Origin of the sequence: Aeromonas sobria, assembly GCF_000820145.1 — a bacterium.
Classification (GTDB): Bacteria; Pseudomonadota; Gammaproteobacteria; order Enterobacterales; family Aeromonadaceae; genus Aeromonas; species Aeromonas sobria.
On record NZ_CDBW01000005.1, the window covers coordinates 46898 to 67471 of the forward strand.

Below are 20574 nucleotides of genomic sequence, written 5' to 3' on the forward strand. Positions count from 1 at the left end.
GAACATCCTTGTTCAAACGTGGCGCTCAGGCCAAAAAAATCAGATAGATAGCAGTGTAGGCAATCTATCTTGCCAAGTCCGGTGCCAATGCTGCAATTCACTGCGCGGCATCGGCTTTGCGGAGAAAAATCCCTGACAAAGATCACAGCCGAGCTTGGCCAACAGCTGCCAGGTCACCTCGTCTTCCACTCCTTCTGCCACCGATTTGAGTCCCAATTTGCGGGCCAGTTCAATACTGGACTCGATAATGGCCAAATGAGCCGGATCGGCATAGCAGCGATGGACGAACGAGCGATCCAGCTTCAACTCGGTAAAGGGCAGCGTGGCCAGTTGTTGCATCGAGGAGTAGCCGGTGCCGAAGTCATCGATGGAGAGGCCAAAACCGTGCATCCGCAGCCGGGTCAACACCTCCAGCATGGCACCAATATCTCGAATAAAGGCACTCTCGGTCACCTCCAGGGTGATCAGTTCAGGATCAACACTCCAGCGCTGACATTGCTCAACCAGGGTCTGGCACACGCCGCCCTCATGGAGCGAACTGACACACAGATTCATCGACAGATTTATCGATAACCCGGTTTTCCCCCAAAAATGGGCATCACTCAGCGACTTGCTGATGATAATGTCGGTCAGAGAGTCGATCAGGCCGTGCTCCTCTGCCATCGGAATAAAGAGTCCAGGGGAGATCAGCCCGAACTCCGGATGCTGCCAGCGTGCCAACGCCTCCATCCCCACCCACTGACCGGTAGCAAAACTGACCTTGGGCTGATACCAGGGCACAATCTGGTCACGATCAAGGGCCAGCTTCAAATCATCGACATCCAGACGGTAGGCTTCTTCTCTGCGAGCAAGAGGTAGCGCGGGAGACCAGGTATCGATCAACTGCTTGAGCTGCGCCGGCTGGCAGGGCTTTTCAATTCGGCCCAGCACCTGCAAGCCATAGGCAGAGCCCATTCTCAACACCGCATCAACCACATCCCCCCCCAGCGCACTGGAGAGAATAATGCCGCCACGAAAGCCCGCCAGCGAGAGGCGACGGAGCAAACCCATGCCATCCATACCGGGCATTCGCAAGTCACAAAACAGGATATCGATATTGTGCAGCTGACACAGCTCCAGCGCCTCCAGGCCATCTTTGGCTTCCAGCAACTGGTGATAGCCCAGCCCGCGGACCTGGTGCAGCAGGGTCTTGCGCTGAAAAGCGTGATCCTCGACCACCATGATGACCGGGTTGTATTCTGTTTTATGCATCTAGCCATAACCTCGTTTTATGGGTTACCTGAGTCAGCAACTCATCAACACGCTGAGCCCATCCCTCCAGCGCGCCCCATTGCTCTAATCGTGCTGCCGATTCAAGGCGTTCGGCCTGCTCAGCCAGCTCGTCTTCACCCACGATACGGGCCGCGCCCTTGATACGATGGGCGACCTCCAGCAGGGCGTCTGCATCACGGGTAGCCAGCGCCGCCGACATTTCTACGCCATCTTGCTGGTTAGAGGCCAGATACTCACCCGCCATGGCTCGGCCAGTTGCCTCGTCACTAAACAGGGCTATCCAGCGCTCGGCCAACTCGCTGTCAGCACGCTCTGGCACCAGCTGGGGCTCAGCCAACTGCGAGGCGGGCAGCCACTGCAGCAAGATCTGGCGTAATGCCTCCAGCAAATAGGGTTTGAGCAGCATGCCATTCATCCCCGCAGCCACCATCCGGGCCGATGCTTCCTTCGAGGTATCAGCAGTAACGCCGATGATGGGCGCCCGTTCACCTTGAGCTCGTAGCTGCTGGGTCAAGGTAAAACCATCCATCACCGGCATGTGACAGTCGGTCAATAACAATGAAAAACGCTGCTCTTGCCACGCTTTCAGTGCTTTTTCACCATCTTCTACTACCTCGCAATCGACTCCCAGCAGGGTCAACTGGCGCACCAACAAGGCACGATTAACCGGGTGGTCATCCGCCACCAGCACCCGACCACTCAATTTTTGCTCGCTTTCTACCATGATGGTATGCACTGATCCGCCAAGTAATTCGCGGCAGCTTTCGAGCAATAAATCCGGATAGAGTGGTGACTGGCCAAGCCGCCACCAGCGCTCGGGTCCCAGCCGTGAGCGCAGCACTTCGCGGGAAGAGAAGATGATCCCCTTGAGGTCGGGCTTTTGTATCCGCGCTAACCAGTCACTGCCCAAGGCACGCTCCAGCTGATCTTCATCGGCCAGTAACAACCCGCTGATGCCACTGCCAAGGCGCTCGGCATCGACAGGCTGCAAGGTGGCACCGAAGCGCTGCATCATTGCGTGTAACTGTGGATCATCGCCGAAGTACCACCATTCACTGTCCGCCAGCACGGGGGTATCCCATCTCGGATTGGTGATCGGTATCGTGAAACAGAAACTGGCCCCCTCACCGGCACGGCTCTTGAGGGTCAAGCTGCCACCCATCTTGCGGATCAACTGATCGCAGATAGCCAACCCAAGCCCGGTGCCGCCGAAGCGGCGATTGATATCCGACTCCAGTTGTTCGAATGGGGTAAATAGCAGCGCCTGCTTCTCCTCCGCGATCCCGATCCCGGAATCTGTCACCGTCACCACCAACTGCTGGTTGTGATAGTGCACATTGATGGCAATGACCCCACGCTCGGTAAATTTGACCGCATTGTTCAGCAAGTTGGAAACCACTTGGGCAACCCGGACGGCATCGATATCTGCCCGATCAGGGACATGCCCCGCCCAGCAGAGATCAACATGCAACCCCTTACCATGGGCCTGGGTAGCATGTCCGCGGATCGCATCGCATATCACCGACTGAAGGTGGCTCATATGGTTATCTATATGGAGCTGACCAGCCTCGATTTTGGAAAAATCGAGGATATCGTTCACCAGATAGAGCAGGTTATTGGTCGAAGTGACCACATTGCGCAGCAGGTAACGTTGATCATCATCCACGTTGCTCATCCGCAGCAGCTCCAGCATGCCGTGCATCCCGGAGATGGGGGTGCGCAACTCATGGCTCATAGTGGCCAGAAACCGGCTACGGGCTCGCATGGCCTGCTCGGCATTGGCACGCGCCTCACGCAGCGCCTTTTCTTGCAGCTTGAGCGCTGTGATGTCCTGCACCATGCCATTAAGCAGCAGGCTATCTTCCCCCTGCTCAACAAAGGTGCCACGCACCTGCAGATAACGCTCCCCGCCATGGTGGGGCACCTTGACCTCCCAATCGATCGGGGTCAGGGTCAGGGCATTGTCGGCAACCCTGCAGGTAAACTCCTGCAGCACCTCTTCACTGACACCAAATCCTTTCCATTCGGACCTGGCCGACATCAGCGCCCGCGAGGGCACTCCCAGCGTCTCCCCCGCTCCTTGCGAAACATAGAGAAAACGCCCCTGTTCCGATCGATGCCATTGGTACTGATAGACCACCCCCGGCATGCTGTCGGTCATGTCTCGCAGCATGGCCTCCACTTCACGGACCTTGTTTTCTGCCGCTTTCAGGGCACTCACATCGGTCAGCACGGTCAATACACCATGCATCTCACCATCCGAGCCCAGATAGGGCAACTTGACGTAGACCACATGAAACTGGGAACCATCTATCCGTCTTGAATAGCCAGGCCCCTCCACCACGTCCCCGGTGGCCCAGACTGTCTGTTCTTCCCGTAGCATTAACTCCCGCTCATCAGGGGGCATATAGCTCCAGCCATCCCCGCCAGACTCGGCCCCGATGAAAGCCTCTCGATATGCCTTGTTGCAGAGAGTCAGGTTCTGCTGACGATCCCGCAGGGCCACCATGCTCGGCAAGGAGTCGAGCAGCGTCTGAACAAAAGCCAGCTGCTCATTGAGCTGTTTTTGTGCCTCTTTTCGCTGGTCATTTTGCCGCTGTAGCGTTTGGTTCCAGTGCCAGAAGATGGTAAAGAACACCAGCGCACCGCCAGCACACACCAGAAACCACAGCACCACAGTGCGAGTCTCCAGACCGGTCTGCAGTCGCATCGTCAACCAGCGGGATTCAAGCTTGTCAATCTCATGCTGGGGGATGGCATAGAGTATCTTGGTCAGGATCTGCTGCAGCATAAGGTCAGCAGGGGATACCCCCATGGCGCCGGGGAGGCGCAAATTTTGCCCGGAGTAGACCACCCGATAGCGATCTTCAAAGCCACGCCCCAAGGTGGTCGGCAAGGTGGTCATGGTGAGCAGAATATAATCGGCCCTTCCCTCATCCAACAAGCGCAGCAGGCGGCTGTCATCCTTGACCTCCACCGGGAGTGCCCCCAGTGATGCCAACAGCTCCTCGTCAATGGATGCATCCACAATACCGACCCGCATACCTCGCAACAATCCGAGGTCAGACAGGTTTTTGCTATGTCTTCCCCCCACGATAACGCGGTCAACAAACATGTAGTTGGGGGTGTAAACGCCCAGATGCTCGCGCTCTGCCGAAGGGGTCATCACAGGAATAAAGTCGATCTGATGTTTTTTGAGCAGTTCCTGAGTCTCTCGCCAGGAGTCGGTGCGCACCAGAGAAAACTCCAGCCCGGAATAGCGGCGCAGCAGGGCCACTATATCGGGTACGTAGCCCACTAACCTGCCACGATAATTGAACTCGCTCATCGAGACCCAGTTAGGTGAGACACCGTAGCGCAAGACCGGATGCGTGCGCAGCCAGGCTTGCTCCTCAGGGGTAAATTTGACCGTGGTGATCTCCCCCGATGCCGAAGCATTCACACCAGTGATCGCTTCAATAATTGGACGCATGTCCGTCACTGGCAGCTCAGGCATGATGTTGTTTATCAAGCGGATGAGCCCAGGGTCGCTGCGCAGCATATTGACAGACAGGGAGGAGACCGGCGCCCACTCCGGTTGGACAATCGCAAAACCGGCATTGGGGTTCTGAACATGTTCAGACATTAACGACGGCATATCAGCCAGATAGGCATCTGCGAGCCGTTGTTTGAGCATAAAGGTCGCTTCACTGCGCCGCTCAACAGCCTTGACCGGCACCAGACCCAGCGCCTCGAGCTGACCACAGGAGTCGGTCCCGACCATGCAGACCCACTTGATGTTACGGGCCTCATCGAGCGAGAGTCCGGCGAGCGGGCGATTTAACAGCACCCCTTGGGGGATAAAGAATGGCAAGGGCACAGAGGCTATCTGGTTTTCCCACTGCTCTCCGGGCGGAAAATTGATGACAATATGCACCTCGCCCGCTTGCAATGCGCTCAGCGCCTCGTCATAGGAGGTGAACTCCTTGTAGTGCAGGGGCACCCCGAGCGCTCTGGCGATCAACAGTGCCATCTCGGGCACCGGGCCGTTGAACCCTTGTACCGCATCCTTGTAGCTATAAGGGGGAGACCCCATCATCGGCATGCCGATGATCAGTTCGTGATTGGCCGCGCGCCACTGGAGCTCGGACTCTTCTAACGTCTCTGTATTCGGACTGCTAACAGCCTGACCCACCACACTCCATAGCAGTAGAAATAAAAACTGGAATAGACGGCAACGGCGGTGGCTCATCAACTCGCTCCAAAGAAAAATCGGCCGCAAATAATAGAGATTTTCGCAAGATTCGCGAATAGATATTCGCGTTTTAACTTAACCCCAGCTTAACCAAATAAAAATGGCAGACCGGGGTCTGCCATCAATGCCAAGAAGGGGGCCATACAGCCCCCTTTCATCAGGTTATTCGATTCCCGAGGCGGAAGCCGGTTTGATACTCCCGCTCGCGAACGAGGGAGATCTGACCCTGATATCCTTCCAGCCCGATATCTTTGAGCAGGGCGGGCGACAGATTAACCTGCACGAGACGACGCTCGACCTTGGCGATCCGCTTTTGTACCAGGGACTCGACGCTACGCAGTAAAACCAGTTCGATAGACATGACATTCTCCAGTTGAACATGCGGTTCTCCCGGAGAAAGTGGATATCACCCTGCGGGACGAACCGCGGGTGATAAAAAGACAGGGGTTACCTGTTTACGCCACGCGGTAAAAGAGCACGAGATTTCACGCCGCACACAGTGCCGCGAGAAAATGCAATATTGAGCATCAGATGTTGCATATTCGTCTCCTAACCGGATAAAAGTTGAACAGGTTGCAGAAGTCTAAAAAATATCCGAATTTAAAACAAGCCTCTCCCGACTCCTTTTTAAACGTTTTTACGGCATTTTATGCTGCCCGTGAGGCAGCCCCGGGGGCATCAGATCCCCGAGAGCAGCCGGTACTCCTCCAATACATAGGTATCTGTCATGCCGCTGACGTAATCGAGCAGCAGCCGCACCCGGTAATACCACTCCTGCTCGTGCTGGCAGGCAAAGCGTGGATCCGGGGTAGCGATAGCCAACCGGTAGGCCTTGAGATGGCGGGCCGACAGGCGGTGATAGAGGCGGCGGGCAAAAAACAGCGCCTGACTCCCCTCCCCGGCCAGCAGGCGGGCAAATTGTGGCGCTGGCAATGCCAGCAGGCAGGCATAGCTGCTCAGCACGCCGCGCAGCGCCGCATAGCCTTCCAGTTCGAGGGCTTCAACCTCGGGGCGCAGAAAGACCAGCTCGCGGGCCACCCGCTTGAGGATATCGAGCACCCGCGCCGCTGGCGCCTGACCGTGGAGCAGCGCTTGCGGGTAGGAGCCCTGCAAAATGGCCCCATGTTCGCTGACATAGCTCTGCGCCGCCAGCGCCACCAGATCCCGAGTGAGCAGCTGGCGAAAATGGGGGAAAAAGCCCCGGCTGGATGCCAGCGCGTCATCGAGCAAGGTGCTCATGTAGTCGCTCTGATCGGCCCCCCGCAGCGCAGCCAACAGTTCGCCCAGCGTCAGGATCCGCCGATCGACCGCATCCTCCAGATCGGCGATACAGTAAGAGATGTCATCGGCCGCCTCCATGATGTAGACCAGCGGATGACGGCAGCCGGGGGCCAATCCCAGACTCTGGCCGAGGGCGCGGTAGAGCGGCTGCTCGCTGAAGAAAATGCCCCGCTTGCTGCTCCAGCCATGATGCTGGCCATAGCTGACTCCCGGTTGGGGTTGCTGGGGGTATTTGCACAGCGCCGCCAACTGCCCGAGGGTCAGGTTGAGTTCGTGCAGACTGTGCACCAGCCGCAGGCTCTGGGCGTTACCATCAAACAGCTGCAGATCCTGACGCAGCTCCGCCCACTGGGGTGAAGGGGGCTGCGCCAGCGCCTGCTGATAGAGGGGATCGAGCATATCACCGAGCCACTGGCTCATCACCTGCTCGCCAAAGTGGCCAAACGGCGGGTTGCCGACATCGTGCAGCAGGCAAGACATCTCCACCAGATTGATAAAGGCCCCTTCGCAGACCTCACCGGGCGGCAAGGCGGCCAGAATGCGGCGGCTGATCTGGCGGCCGGTCTCCTGCACCTCCAGCGAGTGGGTGAGGCGACTGCGCACCGAGGCCTTCACATCGAGCGGAAAGACCTGAGTCTTCTGCTGCAGCCGGCGCACCGGCGCCGCCTGCACGATACGGGCGCGATCCTGCTCGGTCGCCTCCAGCAGATCCTCATCCCCCCAGGGGTGGATGCGCGCGGGGGTAATCAAACGGCTATACATCTTGCAGCTCCTTGCCAACAACTTCCGTCAGACTCAAGACAACCTCCATCCTCAAGACAACAGCCAGCGCCGCAGACGGGCGATATCGCCGGGATATTCGCGGCGCAGCGTCTCAATCCAATCCTCTACGTTTTCCCACCAGGCGGGGTGATCCGGGCTCTGGATCAGCTGGGCAGTCTGCTGCAGCCGACGCAGGCCGATGGAGCCTGCCGCCCCTTTGATCTTGTGCGCCTCCTCCACCACCCCCGCCTGATCCTTGGCAATCATGTTGGAGTCGAGCACCGCCATGTAGTCGGGGAGCATCTTCTCGAACAGATCGACGCTGGAGAGCAGCACCGGCTTGCCCACGGTATCGGCGTAATCGGTGAGGAAGGGCAGATCCAGCAACGCATCCTGATTGCCCGCATCCGCCTGCTCGTCCGCCTCGTCCTCGGCCAGATCGGCAAACAGGTGGCCAATCACCTCCCGCACCGCTTTGGAGCCGAGCGGCTTGTTAATCACATCCTGCATGCCGTGATCCCGATAATACTGGCGATCGCCGGTGGAATTGGCGGTGAGCGCCACCATGGGCGGCAAGCTGTCGCCATAGCGCTCCAGCAGTCTTGCGGCCACATCGAAGCCGGTCATGTCCGGCAGCTGGATATCGAGCAAAATGAGGTCGAAATCATCCGGGTTGGCCATCGCCAGCGCCTGGGTGCCGTCCCGTGCCACCTGCACCTGATGACCCAGCTTGTTAAGCAAAGCGCAGGCCACCGTCACGTTGAGCTCCACATCCTCCACCAGCAGGATATCGAGGGAGGGCATCTCATCATCGGGCTCCGGCTGCACCGGCTCGGCGCAGGCCACCTCCAATTCGGCGGTGAAGCAGGAACCTTCGCCCGGATCGCTGTCCACATAGAGCTGGCCACCCATCGCCTGCACCAGCTGGCGGGAGACCGCGAGGCCAATGCCAGTGCCGGTAGCGTGCTTCTTGCCCTGCACCTGATAGTACATGGCGAAGATCTTCTCCTGCTGGGCACGCGGGATGCCGACGCCGGTATCCTCCACCTCGAAGTGCAGGGCCAGCTTGCCTGGCTGGTCAGCGGGATGGGAGAGGCAACGCACGGTGACGCCCCCCTCATCGGTAAACTTGACCGCGTTGCCCACCAGATTCCACAACACCTGACGCAAGCGGGTGCCATCGGCCATCACAAATTGCGGCATGTCACCATCGCGATCGAAATGGAGATAGAGCCCCTTCTGCTCCGCCTGAATGCGGGAGAGGGTCTCCAGCTCGTCGAGAAACGCAGGCAAGTCGATGCGGGTCGGCGCTATCTCGAGGCGACGGCGATCGAGTTTGTCGAGATCGATGATGTCATTGAAGATATTGCCAAGGGTGACCGCACTCAGATGGATGATCTTGAGCTGCTGATGCTGTTTGGCATCGAGGGGGGTATCCATCAGCATCCGGCTTAAGCCCACAATACCGTTGAGCGGGGTGCGCAACTCGTGGCTGATGGTGGAGATGAAGGTGGTCTTGTCGCGGCTCGCCTTCTCCAGCTTGTCCTGATACTGCTTGCGTTCGGTGATGTCGCGGCCAAAACCGAGCAGACCAAGCCGCTTGCCGAAGCGGTCGAAGAAGGGCACTTTGCGCAGCTCGAAGTAGGCTTTGCGGCCATCCGGGTATTCAAGCCACTGCTCGTAGGTGAGTGGCTCGTTGCTGCTGAACACTTGCCGATCGGTCTCTACGATTTTGTTGGCGATCTCCTGCTTGTAGACATCGAACGGGGTCAGACCGATCAGCTCGGCCTCCACCTTGCCGGTCAGCTCCTCCATGGCGCGGTTGCAGCCAGAGAACTGCTCATCCTCGTTGCGGTAGTAGACCAGATCGGGGGAACAATCGATGAAGGAGCGCAGCAACGCGGTGCGCTCACCCAGATGCAACTGCGCCTTCTCGCGCTGAAATACCTCGTTCTCCAAATCATCGATCGCTTGCTGACGCAGATCCTCGGCCCGGTTGGTCTCGGCGATCTGGGTATTAAGGCGACTGATGTTCTCCTGCAACTGGCTATTGAGCTCCAGATCCCGCTCGCGCATATCTTGCAGCTTGCGCACCATCCGGGTCAGGCGCTGACGGGAATCCTCCAGCTGATCCACCACGATGGAGAGAAAATAGACCGCCCAAGGGGTGACCAACAGGCCAAAAAAGACCGAGCGAACGAAGTCGATCACATCGATATTGCCGCGCAGGAACAGGGTAACCCCCATCTGGATGGCGACCGCCAGCACTATGATTCCCGCCGCCAAAAACATACTGAAACGCACCAGTCCCAGCTTGGTCATCAGGTCGACGTAATATTGCGCCCAGGATTTAATCTGCTTCATCTTGTTGTTTTCCCCCGATATTCGCGGTACAGAATAACAGCACAACCGAGTGAACTCTTCTTAATCTCATACAACGACCTCTCGATTGTGTGAGCTGATAAACGAATACCGCCGGCATAACACCAGTCGATACGCCATACACAGCATTCAGGAGCACAATTCCATGCGTCATCTTCCGCTACTTGGCCTGGGTCTGCTGGCTGCCAACAGTGCCTACGCCGATTTGGGTGCCATCCCCAAGCAGTCCGGCTGGTCCGGTTTTCTGCTGGGTGGCATCAATGTCATTGACTACCAATCCAATTTTTATAGCGGCAACGATGACCACCGCACGATCGCCGGTCTGAATGGCCCACAAAGCAGCGCCACCGTTGCGCCACTGCTCAACGCCGACATCCGCTACACCTTTGCCGATACCCGCACTCAACTCTTCCTCGGCAACCTGATTCAGGATGCCATTCGTTTCGACTTCACCCAGCAGCTGGGACTGCGGCAGGAGCTGGGAGACAAGGGGATTGTCGGTGGCTCGCTGGTGTTCAGCGCCATGCCAACCGAACAGTGGAGCGATCCATTCGCCGTGGGGGTAGCCCGCAGCTCGACCGATATCAACTCCACCGGGGCACGGGCAAGCTGGGACAAAATCTGGGGCAGCAACTTCAACGCTAGCCTGACCACCCGCAATATCGATGTCGATGAAGAACGCAGCGGCAGCCAATATGGTGCAGATACAGCAGCCAAGCTGGATCGCAATGGCAAGAACCACGCTCTCGAACTCTCCTATCAGTGGCGTTTTGCCCCCGGCCAAGTGCTTGAACCTGCGCTGATCTATCGCGATGCAGACCTGGATGGCAGCGCCCAGCGCTACAAGCAGAGCGGCATACAGCTGACCTATGCCAAGCGGGGGCCCCAGTGGTCATTGGTCAATAACCTCTACCTCGGCCAAAGTAACTATGACGAGGCCAATCCCCTCTTCAACCAGTACGCCGATGCCGACGAGTTTGCCGCAAACGTCATCTTTTTCTGGCATAACCTGTTTGGCGTCAGCGCCCTCTCGGCCACCGCCAGTGCGGCGTATGCCAAATCCAGCTCCGATATCAGCTTCTACGATTCACAAGCCACCCGCTTCAGCACCGGCCTGCTCTACAACTTCTAGTGTGCAGTGCACGTTACCCGCCAAAAAAGAGCAAGGCCACTCGAGAGTGGCCTTGCTGCTGTCTGCTTGCGTCTCAAATCCCCAAGGAGTCGAGCAGATCATCGTGATCGTTGGCGACCGGAGCCGCAGCCTGAACCGGCTTGGCTGCATCCAGCTTGGTCTGGGCGATCAGGGCGTCAGGATCCAGCTCCTCATGCTCCATCCCCTCACTGTGAATGCGGATGAACTCGGTTTTGTCCATCGCCAGCTCCAGATAGAAGATGTTGTTGCGGGCGGTGAAGAAGGTGACGCGGCGCGCTTCCGGGTTATCGAGGTTGGTATCGACACTCAGCATCACCTGCTTGTTGAGGGCCAGCATCTTCGGCTGGTTCTGGGTGATATGAGTCTGCAGATCACGGCCCACCTTGACGGTAAAGCTGCCGACGATCTGGTTCATCAGCTCGCCCATCACGTTGCTCACCTCATCCGAGGTATGAGAGATGGCAAGATCCTCCTTGGAAAGCCCCATGCTGAGCATGTAGCTCTCGTACAGCTCCATGGCAGCGGCGGCGGAAAAGTTGATCACCACCAGACCAGAAAAACCGCCATCAAACAACACAAAACAGCCGATATCTGGCTTGAGGCAAGTCTTGCTGATCCGCTGTACCATGCCAGAAAAACGAACCTGACTCTGCGTTGCAGCACTGAGAACCTGAGTCACCGAGTTGCACAGGCTGAGCAGCACATCCTCAGTGGTCAATACGGCTTCATCATCGGATCTTGTTACTATCATGGGACCTTCCTGAACATCGAAAATGGGCTTATCTATACCATAACTCTAACAGATGGCGCGGCCCGGAGACTGAAATAGCGACACGCCTCTCAGTTGACTCCGCTATCAGCAGTCACAGGGGGTGAAACCGCTTAGCTTGGCGAGCCGGGTACGCCATCTATCGCCTTGTTCAGCCAACTCTTGTGGCTCATAAGGCACGGCCGGATGAGCCCCCCAGATGGGGCCTGGCCAGGCGCGGTCCGTTGCAAAACGGGCAACATGGTGAAGATGGAGTTGCGGCACCAGATTGCCCAACGCCCCTATGTTGATCTTGTCCGGGCTGAGGGCCTGTTCCATCAGGGTGGCGACGGCGCAGGACTCCTGCATCAGCTGTTGCTGCTGCTCCGGCGCCAGATGGTGAATTTCCCGCAAATCGGCCACTCGCGGCACCAGAATGAGCCAGGGATACTGGCTGTCTTTGGCCAGCAAGACACGGCAGAGGGGCAGATCCCCGAGCCACCGGGTATCTGCCTGTAGGCGTGAATGCAATTCAAACATGAAAACCTCGTTGAGTACGATGAACGGAGCGCCTGAAAAAGGAGTGTCCACGTTACTGCAACGGGCGGAAAACTTAAAGCTGCGGCACGGCCCAACCGATAAAGCGCTTGCGCAGAGCCGGATCAGCCTTGAGGAACAACTGCTGCAACTGCCCTTCCAGCTCGCTGGCGGCCACAACGGGTTGCGCCCCACCAACGACCGTGGCCGCTGACTGCGCAGCAACGGCGCCTGCCGTCAGCGCCGCCTTGCCGCCGCTGCGGTTGTATTCCGCCAGTTTGCCGTTCCAATCCACCCCGAGCAGGATGCCGCTGGTCACCAGCGCATCCTGCTGGATGGCAAGCGCCCGGCTATTCTCCTGCAACCCTACCACTGGGGCCTTGGCATAGGCCTGCATCCCCCGCTCGTCTCCCGGCACGCGGGCCGTCAGCTGCAAACGCTGATTACTGCCCTGATAGCGCACCACCAGCGGCTCGGAGCTCACCTGCCGGTCATTCTCGCTGCTGCTGCGACTGGGAATGACCCCCTCGAAGCGCACCAGCAGTTGCTGCTCGCCATCCGCAAGGGTGGCGTGCTGCTCATCCTGCAGAGTGCCGTTGCTCACCGCGAGGATGCGGAAATTCTCCGGCACCTTCACCTCGACGGCCGCTTGCGCACTGCCCGCCCCCAACACTGCACAGAGCAGCACAAACCCGGTCAACCCTCTATTGCTCTTCATTCCCGCTGATCTTCCTGCTGCCGATGATATGCGCAGGGTAGCAACCGAAGATGACAGAAAAATAACGCCGCTCAGAGCAGATAGTGAGGCCGCTCGGCAAACCACTGGGCCAGCACCTGCTTGAACAGCCGGATCTTGCGCGGCACCCGCCGCTGCTGGGCATGCAGCACATGGAGCTGATGCAGGCCGCTCTGCCAATCGTCGAGCACGGTCACCAGCGCCCCCGCCATCAGCTGCGATTCCACCAGCATCAGCGGGCACTTGGCATAACCCATACCGGCGCGAGCCAATTGCAGCACTGTACTGTAGTGGTTGGCCCGCACCTTGCCCTGCACCAGAATGTGGGCCTCTTCCCCCTCACGGATGAAGTGCCACTGCTCCCAGGCCGGATTGTGCCCCTGCAACAGGCAGCTGCGCCCGCTCAGCTCATAGGGAGTGACCGGACGCCCCTCGCGCGCCAACAGTTCGGGGCTGGCGACCACCACATCCTTGAGCCGACCCAGCAGCAGGGCCACCAGATTGTCCGGCACCTCGTTCATGGCGCGCAGGGCGATGTCGTTCTCCCCCTGACTCATGTCGACCATCTGGTTGGTGAAGTTGAGTTCCACCTCTACTCCGGGGCAGAGCGCGGCAAAGCTGGTCAGCAGCTCGCTCACCATGCGATCGCCGGTGCTGACCGGGCAGGTAAAACGCAGGCGGCCGCCATCCTCTTCGGTCAGCGCCTGAATATCCTGCTCCGCTTGCCGTGCCAGCGCGAAGATCTCCCCCGCCTGCTGATAGAGGGTCTTGCCCGCCTCGGTCAGGCTGAGGCGGCGGGTGGTGCGCTGCAACAGTTGCGCATTGAGGGAGGACTCCAGCGCGCTGACGTGGCGGCTCAGCATCCCCTTGCTGACCCCCAGCGTATCGGCGGCGGCAGAGAAACTGCCTCGCAATACCACTTCATAAAAACTGGCCAGATGGGCGATATCCATCATTAGCTCCAATATGGAAACAATGGGTTTATTTTACGCGCTTTTTCGCATTTTTTGTTGCGCTAGAATCAACACATCCCAACCAGGAGTGATGCAGATGAAAATTGTGATTGTGGGTGCCTCTGGCACCGTCGGCTCCGCGGTCAGTGAACTGCTTGCCAAAGATCATCAGGTGATCCGGGTCGGCCACAGCCGTGGTGATGTCACGGTCGACATGCGCGATCCCGCCTCCATCAAGGCGCTGTTTGCCAAGCTGGGCCAGTTTGATGCGCTGGTGGTGGCCAGCGGCAGCGTTGCCTTCAACGGTCTGACCGAGATGACCGACGAGCAGTGGCAGGTGGGACTGGAGAGCAAGCTGATGGGCCAGATCAACCTGACCCGCACCGCCATCCCCTATCTGAATGACAAGGGCTCCATCACCCTGATCAGCGGCATCCTGAGCGAGGAGCCGATCAACTGGGGAGTGAGTGCCAGCACCGTCAACGGCGCCATCGATCACTTTGTGAAAGCTGCCGCCTGCGAGCTGCCCCGCGGCCTGCGCATCAACGTGGTGAGCCCCACCGTGCTGGAGGAGTCAATGGACAAATACGCTGACTTCTTCCCGGGCTTCGTGCCGGTGCCCGCCGCTAAGGTGGCGCAGGCTTACAAGAAGTCGGTGCTGGGCATTCAGACCGGTCAGGTGTTCAGGGTCAACGGCTGATAGCCATCCTCTTGTCGCCAGACCAGCAATAAAAACGGGCCCCGTAGCGGGGCCCGTCTGTTTCTCTGCCTCTCTCCTTCACCATCAGCAAACGTTTGTTTTTCGATGACAAAAAAAGAGGGCAACCCTTAGTCGATCAGACCGTACTGATCGCGCAGCACTTCGATGATCTCCTGCTTGGGATTGGCAGAGCGCACCAGCTGGTGGCCGATGATCTTCTCGGCGATCCCGACGTAGGTGTTGGAGATATCCATCATCACTTCGGTCGGCAGCTTGTTGTCGCGGGCCAGGGCGAAACGTTCCGGCATGCGGTTCTTGTTGAGCAGGATGTCCGGATCCGGGAAGTGGTTGAGCAGCCACTGACGGAAACCCTCTTTGGACTTCTCGACAATCTGACCATCGCGCAGGGCAGCGCCGTCCCAGATACGGGAGCTGTCGGGGGTGCCCACTTCGTCCATGTAGATCAGCTTCTCGTTGCCCGCCGCATCGTGGACATAGCCAAACTCGAACTTGGTATCGACGAAGATCTGATCCAGCGCGGTCAGCGCGTCGCTGATGACGTTGAAGCCCTCTTTGAGCAACACTTCGTAGCGGTCGATGTCGGCCGGTTTGCTGAAGTTGAAGCCTTGGTAGTGGCGCTCGATATCGGCACGGGAGACGTTGACGTCATCGGCTTCCGGCACGCCATCCAGCCCTGTCAGTACGCCCTTGGTGGAGGGGGTGATGAGGATCTCCGGCAGCTTCTGATCTTTTTTGAGCCCTTCTGGCAGGGTGATGCCGCAGAACTCGCGCTCGCCATCCTTGTAGGCACGCCACATGGAGCCGGTGATGTACTGGCGGGCGATCGCTTCGATCATCACCGGACGGGCTTTTTGCACGATCCAGACGAAGGGGTGCGGAATATCCAGAATGTGGCTATCGGCCAGTCCCTTCTCCTTGAACAGCTTGAACCAGTGGCTGGAGATGGCGTTGAGCGCCGCCCCTTTGCCCGGTACGCCGTTCAGGCCATTCACACCTTGCCAGATGCAATCGAAGGCCGAGATGCGATCGCTGATCACCATGAGGGCGAGGGGCGCATCGGCCGGCACATCATAGCCTTTCTCTTTGATGAGCCGGGCACTGTCTGCCGGGGTCAACCAGTAGACGCTGCGCACTTTGCCGGAATGGACAGGTTTATCGGTACGGATCGGCAAATCGTCATTCACCGCCAATACTTGATCTGCAAGACTCATGGCTGATAACTCTTCCTGTTTGTGGGGGGTAAACATCGCAAGCCACGCTTGCCATCAACGGGTTACCACTTGACGGCAAGGGGGCTCACATCATTGAAAACATGCACCATTCGCCCTCGTTTGCAGAGGGATCCCGATATAAAAACAGGGGCACAAGGCCCCTGTATTTATTCTGCTTTTGCTGCTGCCTGATCGGCCAGCCCTTTGGCGAACGCCTCGGACAGGCTGATATACATCTGGGAGATGACCCCGGACGAGACCGGCTTCTTGTCCTTATCGAACAAGGTGATGGAGGTCTTGCCTCCCGCCATCTCGCCCAGCTGGAAGCGGAACTTCTCCTCCTCCAGTTTGAACGGTTCACTGCCCTTCTCTTTCCAGAACTTGGCGCCCGGCTCTTCGTACTCAACGTCGATCCAGCCCAGTGACTGCTGGGTGTCCTTGATACTAAAGCCGTAAGCGGGCAGTACCTGATTAAGGCGACGCCACACCTGATCAAAGGAGCCTTCAGCAATCCAGGCGCTCAGCTCGTTGTTGTCCAGCCCCAGTTGCAGCGCCATGCCATCGTTGGACTTGTGCTGTTCGCGAGCTTTCAACTGCTGGTCGTAATAGAGGGAGAACTGGTTCAGCACCCGGGCGGCATAGCGCTGGGCATCGGCAGGGGTCAGCTTGTTGCTGGTCTCGCCATCAATGGTCTCTTCATGATCCAGCACCCGTACCGACATGTTGACGGCGTGACGCTGCACATCGTTGCGCAAAGTGAACTGGTAACGCTGACGGATTTTGAAATCTTCGTCATCTTCACCCCAGCCATCGAGGGCAACCGTGTTGTCAAACCAACCGGTTTGCAATACACCATCTTGCTGATCCAGCTTCTCGGTGGTCACCTTGTATTTGGCCAGGAAGTTCATCAGAAACGACCAGGTATCGCGCTCCACGCTCTGGCTGGTGCTCAGGGCATAGAAGGCTACGGTTGGCTCGCTGGCGGTTTGCACCACCTGACTGCCCGGTACCACGGTCAGCAGTTGGGCGGGCGGACGCACGTCAATCTTGGCGCCGAGGGCACCTTCACGGCTGCTCTCGGGCAACGGCGGGATATCGTACTGGCTGTTGAAAGTGGGGGCGCTCAATCCTGCGGGGATCAAGAACGCACGGCCCTCGAGGCGAGCATCTTCATATTCGAAGCCCCGGTTGGCCATTTTGCGATCCTGGGGGGTGCTGCAACCAGCCAATACGGCTACGGTCGCAACGCTCAGCACCAGACGGGCTCTATTTCCCTTTCCATTTGATTTAAACACTCGCCATCAACTCCGCAGTGGTCAGTGCTCGCGCCATCGCTTGTTCGCCCTCGGCAGTGAGGTCAACCAGCGGCAAACGCAAGGTTGCTGTTGCAATCAACCCCAGCTGGGCACAGGCCCATTTCACCGGGGTAGGACTCGGTTCGCAGAACAGAGTCTGATGCAACGGCATCAAGAGATTGTTGATGTCATGGGCCTGTCCGGCATTACCGGTCAGCGCAGCACGACACATGTCGGCCATCTGGGCCGCTGCAATATTGGTGGTAACCGAAATAACACCATCGCCACCTTGCAGCATAAAATCACAACCAGTGGCATCGTCGCCACTGTAAAGGGCAAACGCCGGCCCGCACAGCTCACGCAATAACGGGGTGCGGCTCAAATCACCGGTCGCCTCTTTCAAACCGATAATGCCGGGAACCTTGGCCAGACGGGCTACGGTCTCCGGTTTGAGATCGCAGCAGGTGCGACCGGGCACATTATAAAGAATTTGGGGCAGACCACTAGCCTCGGCGATCGCACAATAGTGGCGATAGAGGCCCTCTTGGGTAGGTTTGTTGTAGTAAGGGGTAACCGAGAGGCCCGCTACCACACCGGTTTTGGCCAGCCGTCTGGTCAACTCAATGGCATGGGCGGTATTGTTGGAGCCGCAACCGGCGATAACGGGAATGCGTCCGGCGGCATACTCAACGGTCTTTTCAACGACGGCGATATGCTCCTGCTCGCTCAGGGTCACCGATTCCCCCGTGGTACCCACAGCAACAATGGCGCAGGTCCCGGCGCTGACATGATAGTCGACCAGCTTGGCCAGACTGGCCCAGTCGACTTCACCTGAAGCCAGCATGGGGGTAACGAGCGCAACAATACTACCGCGTAACATGGATATTTCTCCCGATTTTCAGGGGCGTAATGGTAAAGCTGCCCCCTTTTAAAAACAAGGGAGAGAGGGGATAAGCCGTGATACCATCCGCCACAAAAAGTAATGAACGAAAGTCGGCAGCGCCCATCAGGGAGTGGTCATCACGGCCAGAGGGCTGGCTTGCCACGGTCACTTTCGCAACAAAATAATGGACGAGAGAAGATTTATGACTCATTACCTGGTCGTAACGGCCATCGGCACGGACAGGCCTGGCATCGTCAATGAAGTGACTCGCCACGTCAGTGGTTGTGGTTGCAACATCGTCGACAGCCGCCTTGGCATCTTCGGCAATGAATTTACCTTTATCATGCTGCTCTCGGGCGACTGGAACAGCATGATGCAACTCGAGATCAGCCTGCCCCTGCGCAGCCAGGAGTGGGATCTCATCACCATGATGAAGCGCACCGAGCGCCACCACTCCCTGCAATATGATATCGGCGCCAGTGCCGAACTGTTGATCCGCGACCAGCCCGGCATCGTAAGCCAGTGCACCCAGTTCTTCAGCGAACATGGCTGGAACATCCAGGCGATGCAATCCATGACTCTGGAGCAGCAGCCGTTCAACCTGCTCAAGATCAGTTTTCAGCTCAATCTGGCCCGAGCAGGGGAAGTCGAAGGTTCACAAACCGCCTTCGCCGCATTCTGTGGTGCTCTGGGTGCCGAATCGTTCGAGTTTATCGTCAATCGCAAACACGCCTGAGGGCGTTTTACCCGAGGAGACCCCATGCAACCACTACAAGCTGGCAGCCCCGCCCCCGATTTCTCCCTGCCCGACCAGAATGGCAATCAAGTCAGCCTCGCTGGCCTGCGCGGCAAAAAAGTGCTGGTCTATTTCTATCCCAAGGCGATGACCCCGGGCTGCACCACCCAGGCCTGCAGCCTGCGCGATGTGAACGCCGAGCTGGCCGCCCTTAATGTGGTGGTACTCGGCATCAGTCCGGATCCGGCAAAGCGGCTGAAGAAGTTCGAAGAGCGCGATCAGCTCAACTTCACCCTGCTGGCTGATGAGGATCATGCTGTGGCCGATGCTTTTGGCGTCTGGGGCCCGAAGAAGTTCATGGGCAAGGAGTATGACGGTATTCACCGCCAGAGCTTCCTGATCGACGAAGAGGGCAAGATCGCCCATCACTTCGACAAGTTCAAAACCAGCGATCACCATCAGGTGGTGTTGAATTTCCTCAAGGGCTAACCCTCCCCTGCGTGATTGAAAGGCCTGCCACACAGGCCTTTGTTGTCTGGCGAATAGCCTCTTGCCCGCTGATTTTTCTCACCAATCCCCGCCCAGATCAAAAAATTCATTTTATATATGGGTTAACGTGACCCCAGAATCATCTTCCAGCGAGATACCCCATGAACATGAGCAACACCGAGCGTTTGATCCTGAGCAACCAGTACGAAATCCTGGCGAAACTCAATCCTGAAAAAGCGGCTTTCTATCAACGTGCCAGCACCATCATCGAGCGCGGCTACTGCCTGCAGATCCTCGAGCTGGAGAAGAGCTTCAGCCATCTGGATCTGGCGACCTGCCAGGAGGTGATCGATACCCTGGAGCTACACCACGCGCTGGCTATCTCATGGGGTAATCTGGATGGGGCCGATCAGGGCGAAATCAACGCCAGCCGTCTGGAGTTCAATGGCTACAGCCGCAGCCAGGAGCGTGAGCTGGCCGACTATGTCTGCTTCCTGCTGGAGGTAGACAAGCGCTTCCCGGAGCTCAAGTGCCCGTGCGACGAACTCTCCAGCGACATCGCCATGCGCGACAAATACCAGCGGATGCTGCAGGTATGGCGTCAGTGCCCGCGCCAGTACAAGCTATCCATTCAAGAGATCCGCAAGGTGCTGGCGGCCTGATCCGCACACCAACCACAACAAAAAAGGCGCCACTGGCGCCTTTTTGCATCTGAATCGGGTTATTCGTAGAGAAAGGATTTATCGAGTTGCTGGAAGGCGGCCTTGAGGGTATCAGCCAGCTCCTCATAGCGCGGCTGGGAGACCAGCGGACGGCGCCCCCCCTGCTCGTTCATCTTGCCGTTGATCTCCCGATACCAGCTGGCAAGAGAAGGCGACAAACGAGTATCTGCTCGATGCCCGAGCCAGTAGTAGCCTTGCAGCGGCAAGCTGAGCAGAAACAGCACGGAGGTGATGACGGAAGGCCAGTAGTGCAGCTCGCCAAACTGGAACTGCAGCATCACGCTGAGCACTGCCAAGGCAGGAATAACCTTGAGGGAAAATTCGGTTGCCTTGATTACCCGATTTTCAGGAAACATCGAATTGAGCTCGGGACGGCGCGGCCAAAGCGTCATATAATGACGTCCTTGCTGTAACTTGGTTCCAAAAATGTTCATGCTCATGCTACCTCCGAGCGCTTTT

The 20574-nt window shown here is 58.0% G+C and carries 18 protein-coding genes; 5 read left to right on the forward strand and 13 right to left on the reverse strand.

Annotated features, from left to right (window positions below):
• Positions 1-39 precede the first annotated feature (39 nt).
• From BN1135_RS02275 to arcB, 5 genes are all read right to left on the reverse strand, one after another.
• Positions 40-1251: an EAL domain-containing response regulator gene (locus BN1135_RS02275; RefSeq protein WP_042018540.1), complete on the reverse strand. Its 1212-nt coding sequence runs from the start codon at positions 1249-1251 to the stop codon at positions 40-42.
• Entirely contained in the window at positions 1244-5503 is a 4260-nt protein-coding gene (locus BN1135_RS02280; RefSeq protein WP_042018542.1) for an ATP-binding protein, read from the reverse strand. The genes BN1135_RS02275 and BN1135_RS02280 overlap by 8 nt, the downstream gene beginning before the upstream one ends.
• Positions 5504-5663: 160 nt before the next feature.
• The gene (locus tag BN1135_RS02285) at positions 5664-5867 is read right to left on the reverse strand and encodes a hypothetical protein (protein WP_042018543.1); all 204 of its coding nucleotides are present in this window, start codon (positions 5865-5867) and stop codon (positions 5664-5666) included.
• 317 nt (positions 5868-6184) lie between these two features.
• Positions 6185-7549, reverse strand: coding sequence for a dGTPase (gene dgt, locus BN1135_RS02290; protein ID WP_042018544.1), 1365 nt, complete (start codon positions 7547-7549; stop codon positions 6185-6187).
• Between the two features lie 51 nt (positions 7550-7600).
• Positions 7601-9913, reverse strand: a complete 2313-nt coding sequence (gene arcB / locus BN1135_RS02295) for an aerobic respiration two-component sensor histidine kinase ArcB (RefSeq protein WP_042018545.1) — start codon at positions 9911-9913, stop codon at positions 7601-7603.
• A 163-nt stretch (positions 9914-10076) separates the two neighbouring features.
• Here arcB and BN1135_RS02300 point away from each other — a divergent pair, with 163 nt between their 5' ends.
• Positions 10077-11063 (forward strand): DUF2860 family protein, encoded by a 987-nt coding sequence (locus tag BN1135_RS02300; RefSeq protein WP_042018547.1) that lies wholly within the window; start codon positions 10077-10079, stop codon positions 11061-11063.
• 73 nt (positions 11064-11136) lie between these two features.
• On the opposite strand, the gene BN1135_RS02305 is transcribed toward BN1135_RS02300, so the two are convergent.
• The 4 genes from BN1135_RS02305 to BN1135_RS02320 form a co-directional block, all read right to left on the reverse strand.
• Positions 11137-11835, reverse strand: coding sequence for a DUF3334 family protein (locus BN1135_RS02305; RefSeq protein WP_042018548.1), 699 nt, complete (start codon positions 11833-11835; stop codon positions 11137-11139).
• Between the two features lie 105 nt (positions 11836-11940).
• On the reverse strand, positions 11941-12372 hold the full coding sequence (locus BN1135_RS02310) for an HIT domain-containing protein (RefSeq protein WP_042018549.1): 432 nt from the start codon (positions 12370-12372) through the stop codon (positions 11941-11943).
• A 73-nt stretch (positions 12373-12445) separates the two neighbouring features.
• On the reverse strand, positions 12446-13087 hold the full coding sequence (locus BN1135_RS02315; RefSeq protein ID WP_042018550.1) for a DUF2057 domain-containing protein: 642 nt from the start codon (positions 13085-13087) through the stop codon (positions 12446-12448).
• Positions 13088-13158: 71 nt separating this feature from the next.
• Complete coding sequence (locus BN1135_RS02320) at positions 13159-14058, reverse strand: LysR family transcriptional regulator (RefSeq protein ID WP_042018551.1); 900 nt, start codon at positions 14056-14058, stop codon at positions 13159-13161.
• A gap of 97 nt (positions 14059-14155) precedes the next feature.
• On the opposite strand from BN1135_RS02320, the gene BN1135_RS02325 reads away from it, so the two are divergent.
• Positions 14156-14758, forward strand: coding sequence for a short chain dehydrogenase (locus BN1135_RS02325; RefSeq protein WP_042018552.1), 603 nt, complete (start codon positions 14156-14158; stop codon positions 14756-14758).
• A 128-nt stretch (positions 14759-14886) separates the two neighbouring features.
• Here the strand turns inward: BN1135_RS02325 and BN1135_RS02330 are convergent, their stop codons facing one another.
• From BN1135_RS02330 to dapA, 3 genes are all read right to left on the reverse strand, one after another.
• The gene (locus BN1135_RS02330) at positions 14887-15990 is read right to left on the reverse strand and encodes a phosphoribosylaminoimidazolesuccinocarboxamide synthase (protein WP_042018553.1); all 1104 of its coding nucleotides are present in this window, start codon (positions 15988-15990) and stop codon (positions 14887-14889) included.
• A 167-nt stretch (positions 15991-16157) separates the two neighbouring features.
• Positions 16158-17285 (reverse strand): outer membrane protein assembly factor BamC, encoded by a 1128-nt coding sequence (gene bamC / locus BN1135_RS02335; RefSeq protein WP_042018555.1) that lies wholly within the window; start codon positions 17283-17285, stop codon positions 16158-16160.
• Complete coding sequence (dapA, locus tag BN1135_RS02340; protein WP_042018556.1) at positions 17278-18165, reverse strand: 4-hydroxy-tetrahydrodipicolinate synthase; 888 nt, start codon at positions 18163-18165, stop codon at positions 17278-17280. Before dapA ends, bamC begins: the two co-directional genes overlap by 8 nt.
• Positions 18166-18370: 205 nt before the next feature.
• Here dapA and BN1135_RS02345 point away from each other — a divergent pair, with 205 nt between their 5' ends.
• The 3 genes from BN1135_RS02345 (at position 18371) to BN1135_RS02355 (ending at position 20055) form a co-directional block, all read left to right on the forward strand.
• Positions 18371-18904, forward strand: a complete 534-nt coding sequence (locus BN1135_RS02345) for a glycine cleavage system transcriptional repressor (protein ID WP_042018558.1) — start codon at positions 18371-18373, stop codon at positions 18902-18904.
• Positions 18905-18928: 24 nt separating this feature from the next.
• Complete coding sequence (gene bcp, locus BN1135_RS02350) at positions 18929-19393, forward strand: thioredoxin-dependent thiol peroxidase (protein ID WP_042018559.1); 465 nt, start codon at positions 18929-18931, stop codon at positions 19391-19393.
• A gap of 161 nt (positions 19394-19554) precedes the next feature.
• Positions 19555-20055, forward strand: a complete 501-nt coding sequence (locus BN1135_RS02355; protein WP_042018561.1) for a YfbU family protein — start codon at positions 19555-19557, stop codon at positions 20053-20055.
• Between the two features lie 59 nt (positions 20056-20114).
• Here BN1135_RS02355 and yfbV read toward each other — a convergent pair whose 3' ends face one another.
• The gene (yfbV, locus tag BN1135_RS02360) at positions 20115-20555 is read right to left on the reverse strand and encodes a terminus macrodomain insulation protein YfbV (RefSeq protein ID WP_042018563.1); all 441 of its coding nucleotides are present in this window, start codon (positions 20553-20555) and stop codon (positions 20115-20117) included.
• Positions 20556-20574 lie beyond the last annotated feature (19 nt).

What these genes read in the sequence shown, in the direction of transcription:
- BN1135_RS02300 (WP_042018547.1), top strand. Translation starts at nt 10,077, where the DNA reads ATGCGTCATCTTCCGCTACTTGGCCTGGGTCTGCTGGCTGCCAACAGT.
- bcp (WP_042018559.1), top strand. Translation starts at nt 18,929, where the DNA reads ATGCAACCACTACAAGCTGGCAGCCCCGCCCCCGATTTCTCCCTGCCC.
- dgt (WP_042018544.1), bottom strand. Translation starts at nt 7,549, where the DNA reads ATGTATAGCCGTTTGATTACCCCCGCGCGCATCCACCCCTGGGGGGAT.
- arcB (WP_042018545.1), bottom strand. Translation starts at nt 9,913, where the DNA reads ATGAAGCAGATTAAATCCTGGGCGCAATATTACGTCGACCTGATGACC.
- BN1135_RS02315 (WP_042018550.1), bottom strand. Translation starts at nt 13,087, where the DNA reads ATGAAGAGCAATAGAGGGTTGACCGGGTTTGTGCTGCTCTGTGCAGTG.
- BN1135_RS02330 (WP_042018553.1), bottom strand. Translation starts at nt 15,990, where the DNA reads ATGAGTCTTGCAGATCAAGTATTGGCGGTGAATGACGATTTGCCGATC.
- BN1135_RS02325 (WP_042018552.1), top strand. Translation starts at nt 14,156, where the DNA reads ATGAAAATTGTGATTGTGGGTGCCTCTGGCACCGTCGGCTCCGCGGTC.
- BN1135_RS02275 (WP_042018540.1), bottom strand. Translation starts at nt 1,251, where the DNA reads ATGCATAAAACAGAATACAACCCGGTCATCATGGTGGTCGAGGATCAC.
- BN1135_RS02310 (WP_042018549.1), bottom strand. Translation starts at nt 12,372, where the DNA reads ATGTTTGAATTGCATTCACGCCTACAGGCAGATACCCGGTGGCTCGGG.
- BN1135_RS02320 (WP_042018551.1), bottom strand. Translation starts at nt 14,058, where the DNA reads ATGGATATCGCCCATCTGGCCAGTTTTTATGAAGTGGTATTGCGAGGC.
- BN1135_RS02285 (WP_042018543.1), bottom strand. Translation starts at nt 5,867, where the DNA reads ATGTCTATCGAACTGGTTTTACTGCGTAGCGTCGAGTCCCTGGTACAA.
- BN1135_RS02280 (WP_042018542.1), bottom strand. Translation starts at nt 5,503, where the DNA reads ATGAGCCACCGCCGTTGCCGTCTATTCCAGTTTTTATTTCTACTGCTA.
- BN1135_RS02355 (WP_042018561.1), top strand. Translation starts at nt 19,555, where the DNA reads ATGAACATGAGCAACACCGAGCGTTTGATCCTGAGCAACCAGTACGAA.
- BN1135_RS02305 (WP_042018548.1), bottom strand. Translation starts at nt 11,835, where the DNA reads ATGATAGTAACAAGATCCGATGATGAAGCCGTATTGACCACTGAGGAT.
- dapA (WP_042018556.1), bottom strand. Translation starts at nt 18,165, where the DNA reads ATGTTACGCGGTAGTATTGTTGCGCTCGTTACCCCCATGCTGGCTTCA.
- yfbV (WP_042018563.1), bottom strand. Translation starts at nt 20,555, where the DNA reads ATGAGCATGAACATTTTTGGAACCAAGTTACAGCAAGGACGTCATTAT.
- BN1135_RS02345 (WP_042018558.1), top strand. Translation starts at nt 18,371, where the DNA reads ATGACTCATTACCTGGTCGTAACGGCCATCGGCACGGACAGGCCTGGC.